The organism is Mucilaginibacter sp. P2_D11, from assembly GCF_056404435.1.
The window spans coordinates 269,632-284,424 of sequence record NZ_JBFUEA010000003.1; the positions used below are offsets into that span (position 1 = coordinate 269,632).

Here is a 14,793-nt window from a genome sequence, read left to right on the forward strand (position 1 = left end):
CTCCCTATTAACAACAAAAATGAAACGCAGAAACGTTATAAAAAGCCTGTCTATCCTCCCCTTTACGGGGGCCTTGGCTGCAAGGGCTTCATCTATACATAAAACCATTACCCCGGTGCCAACTGTGGCGCCAAAGCGCGACCTGTTTAAGGAACTGGGCGTTACGCCGGTTATCAATGCATCCGTTACCATGACCTTTTTATCAGGTTCGCTGATGCTGCCCGAAGTGTTGGAGGCAATCAACTCTACCTCGCACGATTTTGCCAACATGTACGAGCTGCAGGATAAGGTAGGCGGCAAAATTGCCGAAATGCTGCACGTTGAAGCTGCGATGGTAACATCCGGCGCGGCATGCGCTATGGTATTGGGTACTGCGGCCTGCATTACAGGTACCGATGCAGAAAAAATAAAGATGTTGCCCAATCATCCCGGTCCAAGGCCCGAGGTGATTATGCAAAAAACACATAGGTATCTGTTCGACCAGGCGGTAAGCACTACCGGGGCTAAAATTATAGAAGTTGAGGGTGCCGATGAAATGGCAAAAGCCATAAGCAGCAATACCGTAATGGCCCTGTTTTTTAATGCGGCCGATAAAAGCAGTATTACCCATCAGGAGTTTTTGAATGTTGCCAAAGCCAAAAAAGTCCCTACATTTTTGGATGCTGCCGCCGATGTGCCGCCGGTAGAGAATCTTTTTAAATTCCAGAAGATGGGTTTCGATCTGGTTACATTTTCGGGTGGTAAAATGATGCGCGGCCCGCAAAGCGCCGGCTTGCTATTTGGCCGTAAGGACCTGATAACTGCGGCAAGGCTAAACCACAGCCCGCACGAGGCGCCGATAGGCCGCCCGATGAAAGTGAACAAGGAAGAAATGTTTGGCATGTACGCTGCGCTTAAATCATACCTCGACAGAGACCATAAAAAAGAATGGGCAGATTGGTTGCTGCGCGCCAAAACTATTGGCACCAGGCTGGAGGCCTTGCCAACCGTTAAAACCGAAACGGTGGTTGACCCGGGGCCGGCAAATAACTTCCCGAGCCTTTTTGTAAGGTGGGACCAAACCAAAATACGCACAAACCCTAAGGATGTATTGGCGGCGCTGAAAAACGGCACGCCAAGTATTGTAGCTAATGATAAAGGTGATGCGCTGATTGTTGGCGTGGTGCTTTTGCGGGAAGACCAAGTAGAGGTTGTTAGCAAGCGGGTGAAAGAGATCTTACAGCAAGCTTTAACCGCTTAAGCCTATGTTAAAACCGCGGGGATAATCATTTATTTTCTTGCTTTTTCTGGTAGGGCCTTTACAATACAGAGGCTTAATGGGAGATGCTATTTTTAAATTTTTGACTGATTTTGATGAAGAAGATACTTATTTTAATGCTTGGCATTGCCTTTTTATGCGGCCGGGCCGATGCGCAAAAGTACAGCATAATTATAAAAGGGGGCCACGTTATCGACCCTAAGAATAATATTGATGGCGTTATGGATGTTGCCATAGCCGATGGCAAAATTGCACAGGTATCAAAAAGCATTGATGCCCAATTAGGCAAACAGGTTATTGATGCCAGGGGATTGTATGTTACACCAGGGCTGATAGATATACACTCCCACAATTTTTTTGGCACCCAGCCAGATCACCAGTATGAGAACGGCAACCTCGCTTTGCCGCCGGATGGCTTCACGTTTCGTAACGGCGTTACTACCGTGGTAGATGCCGGTAGCTCGGGCTGGCGTACCTTTCCTACCTTTAAGGCACAAACTATTGATGAATCGCAAACGAGGGTGCTGGCTTTCATCAACATTGTTGGCGAAGGTATGCGGGGCGGCTATGAGCAAGATATGAACGATATGGATCCAAAAATGTCGGCAATTGTTGCGCATAAGTACAAGAAGTATGTAGTCGGCTTTAAATTAGCCCACTACGACGGACACGAATGGGCTCCGATAGACCGTGCCGTGGAAGCCGGTAATTTAGCCGGAGGCCTGCCAGTAATGGTTGATTTTGGCGGCAGCAGGCCTCCATTGCCACTCGAAGAATTGTTTACTAAGCACATGCGGCCCGGCGACATTTTTACCCATTGCTTTGGGCAATTGAATAATCGCGAATACATTGTTGATTTGCAAACACAGCGGGTAAAGCCCTTTGTTTGGCAGGCACGCAAGCGGGGTATTTATTTTGATGTGGGTTATGGCGGTATCAGTTTTGCTTACTCACAGGGCATACCCGCCATAAAGGAAGGCTTCTTTCCAAACTCAATAAGTACCGATATCCATACCGGCAGCATGAATAATGCCATGAAGGATATGTTAACCACCATGTCGAAATTTTTGGCCATGGGGATGGACCTGAAAAGTGTGATACAAGCATCAACAGCAAACCCCGCCATGGAGATTAAGCGCGAGGACCTGGGTAACCTTAGCGTAGGTGCCGACGCAGATGTAGCCATACTGAACGTAAGAGAAGGTAAGTTTGGTTTTTTTGATTACACAGGCTTTACGGTTGAGGCTAATAAAAAACTGGAATGCGAGCTAACCCTGCGCGCCGGTAAAATAGTTTACGATTTAAACGGCATCGGCAATAAAACGGTTGTATTATCTAAAAGCAGCGAGTGAGTTAATGCATACTTAAAAGCATACCAATTATAAACCAAATTAAACAAAAATATGAAGTTAAAAGTGGCTGCAATGGGCGTGCTGCTACCCGCAATTTTACTTGCGGGCAAGGTACAGGCGCAAACCATATCAAGGGAGGAATTAATGTTTTACACGTCAGAATGGAAAGGCGAGCGGTTTAAAGACGGGCGGCCGAAGATCCCCGATGCATTGCTGGAGCGGGCTAAAAACGTAGGTATTGAAGAAGCCTGGACGGTTTTACGGAACGAAGGCTACAACAACCAGTTTGAGGGCAACTGGAAAACCGTTAATGATAAACCTGTTGTTGGCAGGGTGGTTACTGCAATGTTTATGCCCTCGCGCCCGGATATTGAGAAGAATATTAAAGAACGTGGCAGCAAACAGGGCCGTAAGGGCAATACCAATGCCTGGCCCATTGATGTACTAACTAATGGCGATGTGTATGTAGCCGATGGTTTTGGTAAGATAGAAGCCGGTACGCTTATCGGCGATAACCTGGGCAATTCCATATTCAGTAAATCGGGCAATGGAGTAATTTTTGACGGTTCGGCGCGAGATTTGGCGGGGCTTGCCAAAATAGATGGCTTTAACGCATTCGTACGCGATTTTCACCCGTCTTACCTGCAAGATATGGTTTTAATGGGCCTTAATACACCTATCCGCATAGGTAATGCCATCGTTTTGCCCGGCGACCTGGTTATCTCAGAAAAGGAAGGTGTGTTGTTTATCCCTGCACATCTCGCCGAAAAGGTGATTTCCACAGCAGAATTTATAGGGCTGCGCGATAAATTTGGGCAAGCCATGCTTAAGGCCGGCACCTACACCACCGGCGAAATTGACAGCCAGTGGGGCCCTGCCATAAAAGATGCCTTTATGAAATGGCTGGAACAACACCCCGGCGAAATGAAAATGACCCGCCAGCAGTTGGACGAGTTTATGCAAAAACGAACCTGGTAAGTATTGGCAACTCATCAGAAATATCTCACAAAAAAATGAAGAAGATCAATATTTACAAAGTAGTAGCAGGGCTTGCGGTTTTATGTTTGCTTATAGCGCTGGGTTTAATCACCAGCGGCAGAATAGCAAACGCTGGGTTGCTGCTTATCGCCGCCTTTTTGCTGTTCGCAGTGGCTTGCCGAGGATTCGCCGTGTTTAAAGGGTTTTCGTACACGCTTGTTATTTTTGCGGCTGTTATCATGGCTTTGTACTATCCGCAGTTTTTTATCAGCGTAAATGGTGTGAAACTATCCATGTTAATTACGCCGCTAATACAACTTATAATGTTTGGCATGGGCACCTCTATGAGCGTGAAAGACTTCGCCGGGGTGCTTAAGATGCCCAAAGGCGTTTTTATAGGCGTGTTCAGCCATTTTTTAATTATGCCATCGCTTGGTTTTGCCCTTGCTAAATTGAGTGGTTTCCCGCCCGAGATAGCGGCGGGCATCATATTGATTGGCTGCTCGCCAAATGGCATGGCATCCAACGTTATATCATATTTAGCTAAGGCAAACCTTGCATTATCTATCACCATTACGGCGGTATCAACCATGCTTGCGCCGTTTTTTACACCACTATTGATGAAATTGCTGGGCGGCGCTTTTATTAAAATAGATGTGCTGACAATGACGTGGGACATTTTCAAGATGGTTATTATTCCAATCTGTGCAGGCATATTGTTTAATAAATACCTGCTGGAAAAAGCAAAATGGCTGGAGGTTGTGATGCCCATCGTATCTATGGTTGGCATAGCGCTAATCATAGTAGTGATTACCGCTGCCGGCCGGGCAAGCCTTTTAAATATCGGCTTTATGCTGGTGTTGGTAGTACTGATACACAATCTATCGGGCTATACGCTGGGCTATTGGGCTGGCCGACTGTTTAAAATGGACGAGCGCGATTGCCGCACCATGGCCATAGAAGTAGGCATGCAAAATGGCGGACTGGCATCGGGCCTGGCAAAGGAGATGGGTAAAATGGCAACCGTGGGGTTGGCTCCTGCAGTTTTCGGCCCGCTAATGAATATTACAGGATCGCTATTAGCAACCTACTGGCACCGAAAGCCAATTGAAAAACCCAAGGTAAAGAATTAATTCTTGGATGTGTTGATTTACTATAGATTCTTGAGCTAAGCTATCTCTATTACTGTGAAATTGCCCATTGATGGAAATACGTAAATCAACACGGACTGTGCCGTTAGCAGTGGGCAAGACCGATGCTGACTATTACAATTCATTAAAACGTGAATACAAAGAGGTTGACCGGGTTCCGGGCCACAAAAAGGAAGAAGCGAAGCATGTTTTGCAGAATTATAATTACTTGCCCTTCTATATACAAACAATAAATGCTGAAAGGCAAATTGAGGATGGTACACAGCCTTTTCAAGATAAAAATGTGTTGTTACCAATACCTTTAGCCGAGAAGAATGCCAATTCCGCAGTCGCTAGCGATATTTCGGGAGAATGGAATTAATGGATATGTTAATAACATAATTTATAAAGGGGCTCGCGGCAGTAGTGTTGCGGGCCCTTTATTATATAACTATATACCCTATTCAAGAAATTGTTTTCAGATCATTCGTTTAAGAAAACGGACCATGTTGAGCCAACCGCAATCAGGCACTCTTCTTCAAATTGTGGATGCCCGTGCTAAGCGTTAGGCTGTAATATTAAGTGCCACATCTGATGGTGGACCGCGTTTTTTTTTTCACTTTAAACATTTCGTGCCCTATTTATTCACTTTTGTACCCGTTCGTTCATCTTTCCCATCTATACTTTTGGCCAGCCCGATCAATAAACCTGATAGCTTTTAAAAAAAGAGGTAATAGTTTCTTTGTCTCCGGACGGGAAGCGAAAGCACCGGCATTCATGCGGGGACGGATTTGTTAGCTATCATTTTATATCCGGCAACCAATGTAATTTGTTACCCATTAGATAAACCTATATTCATGTTGAATAAAGCACAAGTGTTGAAGCAGGTCTGCTGCAAACTGATAATTCCCCTGATTTTGCTTTTCATGAGCATATCTACTAACGCCGCTGTTATATCGTATAAAAAAGACACCAGGGGATTGCTACTTAAGCTGGATAAGGGCTTAATGTACATCGCCGTTTGTAAGGATGATATCATAGAAGTTAAATACACCACGTTTGACAGTTTCAGCACCAAATCCTCACTAATTGTTAATAAAAAATGGGGACAAGCCATTTTTGATGTGCGTGAAAATAAAAATCAGGTTATTATCACAACCGCCAGGTTAAAAGTACTAATTAACAAAGCCACCAATGCCATAACCTATGCCGACCTTAACGGCAAGGAGATTACTTCTGAGGATGAGAAAAGCATTACACCGGCCACTATTGCCGGTATAGACACCTGGAATATAAGCACCGGGTTCAATTCGCCTAAAAATGAAGCACTTTTCGGGCTGGGCTGCCACCCGGTTGACACAGGCGCCATCAACTACAAAGGCCGAAACCAGGATATGGCCATAAAGTACCTGACAGGTGCCATACCTGTATTATTATCTACCAGGGGTTATGGCCTGATGTGGGATAACTATTCGGCCTCCAACTTTTACGGCGGTGAGGAGGGCAATACCAAATTCAAATATGTATCCGAAAGCGGGAAAGAGGTGGATTATTACTTTTTCTACGGCCCCGGTTTCGATCAGATCATCAACTCCTATCGTATTGCTACCGGCAAGGCCCCAATGTTTCCTAAATGGGCATTTGGGTTGTTCCAATCGCAGGATAGGTATCTGAGCCAGGACGAGGTGCTTTCTGTTAAAGATAAATACCGAAGTAATCATATCCCCGTAGATGTTATTGTGCAGGATTGGTATTATTGGGACCCTTTCCCGATAGGGGTGCACGTAATGAACCCGGCCCGTTATCCAGATCCCAAAAAAATGGTTGATGAATTGCATAAGGCAAACATACATGGCATGATATCGATTTGGCCGGTATTTGGCAAGGGGACGCGGAATTTTGACACTTTGAAAAAAATGGGTGGCTTAACTAGCATTACCTGGGACAATGTTGTTACGCACACCTTTGATACCTATTATGATGCCCATAACCCTAAAGCACGCGAACTATACTGGGATATGGCCCGCGACAGTCTCGTTAAAAGATACGGTTGGGATGCATGGTGGGTTGACCAATGTGAGCCTGATAATGGCGCACTGTTAGATGAGCGGCGCAAAAGTGTTTTCTGGACCGGCAAAGGCATCGATTATTTTAATACCTACTCTTTACAGCATTCCACAGGCTTATACAAAGGCTGGCGCAGGGATATTCCCAACAAAAGGGCCTTTTTCTTGCTAAGGCAATCTTTCGCGGGGGAACAGCGGAACGCAGGCACGCTTTGGTCATCGGATATTTCCTGTTCTTTTGAAGCTTTTAAAGTACAGGTACCCCAGGGAATCAATACCGCCACGTCCGGTATTCCCTACTGGACGTCGGATATCGGCGGATACCATTACAACTGGACCGCCCCGGATTGGTCGAAACCGGAATTCAGGGAACTGTTTACGCGTTGGTTCCAGTTTGGTACTTTTTGCCCTATTATGCGCATCCACGGCAAAGGCGAGCGGGCCATATTCTCAAAAAACTGGGACGAGGATACCCGCGCTATACTTTTAAAATTCGATAAACTTCGTTATCGCCTGCTTCCATATGTATATTCCCTTGGAGCAAAAACCACCCTGGAAAATTATACCATGATGCGTTCGCTTGCATTTGATTTCCGCACGGATGCGAATGTTTACAAAATACCTGACCAATATATGTTCGGGCCGGCATTTCTAGTGAATCCGGTTACCGGCAAAGGCGACACGACAAGAAATGTCTACTTACCGGGCGCAGGCCTTTGGTATGATTTCTGGACGGGCGAAAAGCTATCCGCAGGCAGGAATATCAATGCAGGCGCACCGATAGGCCGGATGCCATTGTATGTGCGAGCCGGCTCTATCGTTCCTATGGGCCCCGAAGTTGAATATGCTACTCAAACAAAAAATAAAGCTATCGAATTGCGTATTTACCCGGGTGCTGATGGGCAATTTACTTTTTATGAAGACGAAAATGATAACTACAATTATGAAAAAGGGATGTATAGTACTTTTTCGTTAACCTGGAACGACAAACTGAAAAAACTAAGCATTTCCGGCACTAAAGGCAATTTCCCGGGTGCATTAAGGCAACGTACTTTCAACGTTGTTTTGGTTAACGGCAAGCATGGCTCGGGGCCGCTGGAAACTGCCAAAACTGATAAAAGTGTAGTATATAACGGAAGTGCGGTAGTGGTGAAATTATAATACACCAATACAGCTTCCAGCGCGTACTGGTATGGTTAAGTTACCCACAGAGCATTAGTGATCAATTCTTCCAATTGGCAAACTAGAAGGGTAAAGGTGTCGCAAGAAGCTGCCATCTATCCCACTTATAATACTTCACCCCCTCGATGCCACAGGTATGAGCAGTAACGCTGCTCAGCTTGCGGCTAGATTGATCTGGCTCGTACGGAACTTTAAGCAGTAGGGGTTTCATTTCAATAAATATTCCTTAAAAATCGAAACTATAATATTAAATGATAAAATTCCTTAATAAATTGTTAATTACATTTTCTCGTAAACATTAAAAGCTACTTTCTTTGAGCAACCAATTATTATACCCGGTTCCTACGCATATGAGACAGAGAGCGCAAAGCATCTTGTTACCGGTGATTTAATAACTTCGATTTTTTTATGAAGATTTGCCCACAATCTCGACCACATAGATATACCGATTATTGATAATTCTGACTAAAAAATTATTGTGAAACAACCCATAACATCTTCTACAGCTATGCGGCATCGACAGGCGCGAAAATTCATAACGATATTATTATTAGGCCTCTTAATTTCCCCTGCCATTTTAAAGGCACAGCAAGCCAGCCATTTTTTCCCGGAGAAAGATTTGGTAACAACCGGTATTTATTATTACCCCGAACATTGGGATGAAGCCCAATGGGACAGGGATATTAAAAAGATATCAGAGATGGGTTTCGAGTTTGTTCACCTGGCCGAATTTGCCTGGTTTAAAATGGAGCCCGAAGAAGGTAAGTTCGACTTTGCCTGGCTCGACAAGGTGCTCAGCCTGTGCGCAAAATATCATGTAAAAGTATTGCTATGCACGCCTTCGGCAACCACCCCAACGTGGATGCGGATAAATTACCCGGAGACATTTATTATGGACGGCCATTATATCCGTGCAGAGAACGGCACGCGCGGACTGGAGTCTATGGTCAACCCCAAATTTCGTGGCTATGTGAAAAGGATAGTAGCGGAAATGGCTAAACGATATGGGCAAAACAGCAACGTAATTGGGTGGCAAATAGACAATGAGCCCGGCGCCAATTCCGATTATAGCCCCTCGTCACAGGAAGCATTCAGAACCTGGCTGAAAAATAAATACAAAACCATCGATGCCTTAAATACGGCCTGGGGTGCAGCCTTCTGGAGCCAGTGGTTTAATAATTTCGATCAGGTGATCATCCCGAATACGAACCTGGTAGGCTGGTGGGGTAACAATCCTCATGCTTTGCTTGATTTTAAAAGATATTCAGCAGACACACAGGCCGAATTTCTTGATTTTCAGGCAGGCGTTTTACGCAGTTCTATTTCAAAAGCACAATTTATTACTACCAATTATACTGCCGTTTGTACCGGTTCGGACCCTAACCGTACGGAGAAACTGGATTTTGCTACATACACAGCATATCCAAACGGAGGCGCCGATAATATTGGCCAATCGGGTTTTCGTTTAGGCAACCCGGATTTGGTCCTTTTTGCTTCAGAATATTACAAATCTGTGGGTGGTGTCTCCGGGGTGATGGAGATTCAGCCCGGGCCTGTAAATTGGGGAAGCTACAACCCCTTGCTTTTGCCGGGTACCGTTCGCTTATGGCTGTACCATAGTTTTGCTGCCGGAGGAAAGATCGCTTGTTCTTACCGCTTTCGTCAAATTTTATATGGTGCAGAACAGTATCATTCGGGTGTGATACAAACGGATGGCGTAACACCCTCGCAGGGCGGTAAAGACTATATGCAGTTTATGAAAGAAATAACAGAACTGCGGAAGAAATTTACAGCAGGTACCAAAACACCTGCAAAGCTGGCCGCACGGTCTACAGCGTTGCTATGGAACCTGGAAAATTACTGGAGCATCGACAGGCAAAGGCAAACACAGCAGTGGAATACGTGGGATTATCCGCTAAAATTCCTTAAGACTGCAAGGTCATTAGGGGCACCTGTGGATGTAATAGAGGAAACGGCCGATTTGTCAAAGTATAAGGTTGTAATCGTGCCCGCCTATGAAATGGTTGATTCTGCGCTGGTGAAAAAATGGAACGACTATGTAGCAAAAGGCGGCCACCTGATTGTTACCTGCCGTACCGGTACTAAAGATCGCAGAGGTCATTTTTGGGAAGGAGAGGCAGCTATGCCAATTTCAAACCTGATAGGCGCCCATATCGGCCAAACGGATATGCTTTCATCATATGGTAAAGGCGATCTATTGATGAATTCGAACCATTATCCATGGCATAGTTGGGCAGATTTACTTGTTCCCAATAGTTCAACAGAGGTGCTGGCCACTTATGATAATCAGTTCTACAAAGGAAAAGCTGCCGTGGTAAAACACCGGATAGGCAAAGGCGACGTAACCTATATTGGCGTAGATACCGATGATTCTAAATTAGAAAAGGATCTGTTGAAGCAGATTTATAGCGATGCCGGCGCTACAACGGAAGACTATCCTCCCGGCGTTTTTGTGTATTGGCGCGATGGTTTTTATACGGCATTAAATTATTCATCAGAGGATTATACCATGAACCTACCGGGAAATGCAAAAGTTTTAATCGGGGAAAAGACACTAAAACCAGCGGGCGTGCTCGTGTGGACGGAATAATTTTATAAAGAATTGATAAAGAAAATGAAGAAAATAATTTGGGTATTGGTGCTTTCACAATTTGCTTTTTTGGCAAATGTATATGGCCAACGCGTTATCAATGTGGATTTGAACAAAGTATCGGGCAAGCTTAATCCCATGTTCAATACCTGCATAGGTGCAGGCCGGGCAAACGAAGGGCTGCGTGCCGATTGGCAACAACAACTGCAATACGCAAGAAAGCAATGCGGCTTTCAGTATATACGGATGCATGGACTGCTTACCGATGATATGGCCGTGTACACTGAAGACTCAAAAGGAGTTCCTCAGTATAATTATATGTATGTAGATGCGCTTTTTGACTTTCTGCATAAAATTGGGATGAAACCTTTTGTAGAGCTGGGTTTTATGCCTAATGCCCTCGCAAGCGGCAATCAAACAATTTTTTGGTGGCGCGGCAATGTTACCCCACCAAAAGATTATAACAAATGGCAGGCGCTCATTAGCAACCTTGTTCAGCATTTTACAGAACGGTATGGTGCCGAAGAGGTTAAATCCTGGTATTTTGAAGTATGGAACGAGCCTAATTTATCTCCTGGATTTTGGACAGGCACGCAGGCGGATTATTTCAAATTGTATGATTATACGGCAAAGGCAGTTAAAGACGTAAACCCGGCATATAAGGTGGGCGGGCCGGCCACCGCAGGTGCAGCATGGGTTCCGGAGATGATAGCCCATTGCAGCAAAAATAACATCCCTATCGACTTCGTCAGCACTCATTCTTATGGTGTTAATCAGGGTTTTTTGGATGAATATGGCAATTCGGGCACGGTATTAAGTAAAGATCCGATGTCGGTAAGTGGCGATGTATTGAATACCCGTAAGCAAATTGCCCAATCGGCCATACCTGGCCTGGAGCTGCATTATACAGAATGGAGTGCGTCCTACACGCCGGCCGACCCCATACATGATAGTTATCACGAAGCAGCTTATATTCTGGAGAAAATAAAACAAGTTGGTAATGCGGCCAACTCCATGTCGTACTGGGTTTTTACCGATGTATTTGAAGAGCCCGGCCCGCGATTTACACCTTTTCATGGAGGTTTCGGTTTACTCAATATACAAGGGATAAACAAGCCGGCTTTCTATGCTTATCAATTTATGAATAAACTCGGCAGAACGGAATTAACCAATACCGATACCCGTTCATGGGCTTGCAAAAATGATAAAGGAGGCATTCAGCTATTGCTGTGGGACTATACCTATACTTTACCGGATTCTGTCAATAATCAGGCTTACTATATCAAAGATCTGCCTGCCAGGTCAAAAGGCAAAGTGAAAATAAATTTATCCCATATGCCTGCCGGAAAGTACACTATGCAAATTTATAAAGTAGGCTACCGGGTGAACGATGCCTATACAGGTTATGTGGATATGGGCCGGCCAAAGCAACTGAACAAGCAGCAGGTTGAAAAGTTAAAAGAACAAAACGGTTCTCCAATCGCCACACGGCAAATTGAAATAAAACCAGGTGCTAAGTATTCCAGCGAAGTAGAGATCCGGGAAAATGATGTTATCCTGGTAAACCTGATCAAACGGTCTTAATTCATGTACGCAAACACGGATTATGAAAAAAAGAATCAATACGCTTTTAATATTTTCAATCATTTTGCTCGCGTCTTGGTCGGTTAGCGCGCAAACAACATACGTCGGCACCAATTATCATCCAAACGACGATAAAAATCAGGAAAAAATAAAAAAGGATATCATGTTGATGAAGGCCGCCGGGTTCAAGGTGGTACGGATGGGCCATTTAGCCTGGGATAGTTATGAACCTGCTGAAGATTTTTTTATTATTGATAAGACGAAATGGCAACTATCAGGACGATTATAGCTGCAGCATTATTTGCTGTTTCGTTATGGCCGGCGCACGCAGGCGCGCAAACAAATCTGTACGTTTCTGCCAGGGGAAACGATGGCAATCCCGGTACCCGGAGCAAACCTGTTGCATCCATAAGCGCCGCTTTGACTTTGGCGCGAAAAATCCCGGGCGCTGTTTTCATCAGGTTATTTGGCGGTACCTATCACTTGAGTAAACCGGTAATATTTACCCCTGCCGACTCGAGGAAAGATAATGAACCGTTGGTTTTGACTATTGTAGACCATCAGAAAGCCGTGGTGAGCGGCGGTGTGGTGATTAGCCGTTTGAAATGGACCCTATATAAAAATGGCATCTGGCAGGCAAAGATTACGCCGGACCTTGTTTTTGATGAATTGTTTGTTAACGGAGAACTGCAATATATGGCCCGTTACCCTAATTACGCCCCCTCGGCACAAATCATGGGCGGCACTGCGGCCGATGCCATCAGCAAAGGCCGGGCAACAAGGTGGGCATCGCCCGCAGGAGGATACGTACATGCCTTGCACGAAGCCCGGTGGGGAGATATTCATTACCAAATTAAAGGGAAAGACAGTAGTGGCCTGCCTGTGCTGGAAGGAGGCTGGCAAAATAACAGGCGCTCGGGCATGCATGAAAAATATCGTTATACAGAGAATGTTTTTGAAGAGCTTGATACCGCTAACGAATGGTTTTACGATAAGAAAACGAAAACCCTATACTACTATCCGCCCGCAGGCCTTGATTTAAAAACTGCAAAGTTTGAGACGCCACAGTTAGCCCATTTATTTGAATTCAGGGGCACAGAACAAAAACCGGTTAAAAACATTACCATCTCCGCCCTTACCTTAACGCAAACTGTACGCACCTTTATGCAAAACAAGGAACCCTTGCTGCGCAGCGATTGGACAATTTATCGGGGCGGGGCGGTACTTTATGAGGGTGCTGTACGTTGCCGGCTCGAAAAATGTGTACTCGAAAATTTGGGAGGTAACGCTGTTTTTTTCAGCAACTTCAACCGGGGCTGTGAAGTATCCAGGTGCCGGATCTCTGAAATTGGCGCAAGCGGCATTTGTTTTGTAGGCGACCCGGCGGCGGTGCGTTCACCCAGTTTTGAATATAATGAGTACATATCACCGGCGAAAATAGACCTTACGCCGGGGCCAAAAACAAACAATTATCCTAAAGACTGTAAAGTTTATGATAACCTGATGTTTAACCTCGGTTACGTAGAAAAACAATCGGCCGGGGTAGAGCTATCAATGTGTAGCGATATTGTGGTAAGCCACAATACCATTTATGATGTGCCCCGTGCGGGCATTAACGTCAGCGAAGGCACCTGGGGAGGTCATGTAATCGAATATAACGATATCTTTAATACGGTGAAGGAAACCGGAGACCACGGTTCTTTCAATTCCTGGGGGCGCGACCGTTACTGGCAGGCGGATAAAAAGAAGCTTGATTCAATTGTTGCCGAAAACCCCGGTTTAGCTCTCTTTGATGTTGTGAAACCAATCGTCCTTCGTTACAACCGGTTCCGCTGCGACCACGGTTGGGATATCGACCTGGATGATGGATCAAGCAACTATCAAATTTACAATAACTTGTGTTTAAATGGAGGTATTAAACTGCGGGAGGGTGTAAAACGCATTGTTGAGAACAATATCATGGTCAATAATACTTTTCACCCCCATGTTTGGTTTAAAAACAGCCAGGATGTATTTCGTCATAATATTGTTGGCGCGGCGTACCTGCCTATCGGTATTGCCGACTGGGGCCGGGAAATTGACTATAACGCTTTTCCTGATTCCGCTTCACTGGCCGAGGCCCGTTCACGCGGAACAGATAGCCATTCTGCATACGGGCCGCTAACCTTTGAAAATCCTGAAAAAGGAGATTTTCGGGTAAAACAAGGTGCCGCTGCTTTGTCGGTTGGCTTCAAAAATTTCTCGATGGATAACTTTGGTGTGGTTTCCGTAGGGCTGAAGAGGATTGCCAAAAAGCCTATTTTTCCGGCGACCATAATTACCAATAATTTAACCAAAGATGAAATAATAGACTTTATGGGTGCGAGGGTAAAAAACCTTACCACAGCCGGCGAGCAATCTGCAACAGGCATGGACAGGATAAGAGGCGTATTAGTCCTCTCGGTTGCCCCCGGCTCTGCTGCCTCAGCATTCCTCCAGGCCAATGATGTAATTCTAACTTTTAATCGCAACCAGGTCAGCAATCTTAAAGATCTGCAGGAAGCCCGGAATACGGTTACCGGGAAAAATACCGAAATAGTGATTTTTCGTAATCAGCAGCAACTGAAGCGAAAGATTGAAGTAAAAATATAAT

10 protein-coding genes are annotated in these 14,793 nt (G+C 45.1%); all 10 read left to right on the plus strand.

The window, feature by feature from the left end:
• Positions 1–19 precede the first annotated feature (19 nt).
• The 10 genes from AC1DXC_RS05930 (at position 20) to AC1DXC_RS05975 (ending at position 14,792) form a co-directional block, all read left to right on the plus strand.
• Positions 20–1,240 carry an aminotransferase class V-fold PLP-dependent enzyme gene (locus AC1DXC_RS05930; protein WP_477458221.1) on the plus strand — a complete coding sequence of 407 codons (1,221 nt, stop codon included), beginning with the start codon at positions 20–22 and terminating at the stop codon, positions 1,238–1,240.
• Positions 1,241–1,353: 113 nt separating this feature from the next.
• Positions 1,354–2,610 (plus strand): amidohydrolase/deacetylase family metallohydrolase, encoded by a 1,257-nt coding sequence (locus tag AC1DXC_RS05935; RefSeq protein ID WP_477458222.1) that lies wholly within the window; start codon positions 1,354–1,356, stop codon positions 2,608–2,610.
• A gap of 51 nt (positions 2,611–2,661) precedes the next feature.
• Positions 2,662–3,588 carry an RraA family protein gene (locus AC1DXC_RS05940; RefSeq protein WP_477458223.1) on the plus strand — a complete coding sequence of 309 codons (927 nt, stop codon included), beginning with the start codon at positions 2,662–2,664 and terminating at the stop codon, positions 3,586–3,588.
• A 35-nt stretch (positions 3,589–3,623) separates the two neighbouring features.
• Positions 3,624–4,721: a bile acid:sodium symporter family protein gene (locus AC1DXC_RS05945; protein WP_477458224.1), complete on the plus strand. Its 1,098-nt coding sequence runs from the start codon at positions 3,624–3,626 to the stop codon at positions 4,719–4,721.
• A 70-nt stretch (positions 4,722–4,791) separates the two neighbouring features.
• A complete protein-coding gene (locus tag AC1DXC_RS05950; RefSeq protein WP_477458225.1) occupies positions 4,792–5,100 on the plus strand; it encodes a hypothetical protein in 309 nt (102 codons plus the stop codon).
• A 544-nt stretch (positions 5,101–5,644) separates the two neighbouring features.
• Positions 5,645–7,945, plus strand: coding sequence for a glycoside hydrolase family 31 protein (locus AC1DXC_RS05955; protein ID WP_477458226.1), 2,301 nt, complete (start codon positions 5,645–5,647; stop codon positions 7,943–7,945).
• A 499-nt stretch (positions 7,946–8,444) separates the two neighbouring features.
• Positions 8,445–10,577: a beta-galactosidase gene (locus AC1DXC_RS05960; protein ID WP_477458227.1), complete on the plus strand. Its 2,133-nt coding sequence runs from the start codon at positions 8,445–8,447 to the stop codon at positions 10,575–10,577.
• Between the two features lie 24 nt (positions 10,578–10,601).
• Positions 10,602–12,161: a GH39 family glycosyl hydrolase gene (locus AC1DXC_RS05965; protein ID WP_477458228.1), complete on the plus strand. Its 1,560-nt coding sequence runs from the start codon at positions 10,602–10,604 to the stop codon at positions 12,159–12,161.
• Between the two features lie 22 nt (positions 12,162–12,183).
• On the plus strand, positions 12,184–12,450 hold the full coding sequence (locus tag AC1DXC_RS05970; protein ID WP_477458229.1) for a beta-galactosidase: 267 nt from the start codon (positions 12,184–12,186) through the stop codon (positions 12,448–12,450).
• Complete coding sequence (locus AC1DXC_RS05975; RefSeq protein WP_477458230.1) at positions 12,426–14,792, plus strand: right-handed parallel beta-helix repeat-containing protein; 2,367 nt, start codon at positions 12,426–12,428, stop codon at positions 14,790–14,792. Before AC1DXC_RS05970 ends, AC1DXC_RS05975 begins: the two co-directional genes overlap by 25 nt.
• Position 14,793 lies beyond the last annotated feature (1 nt).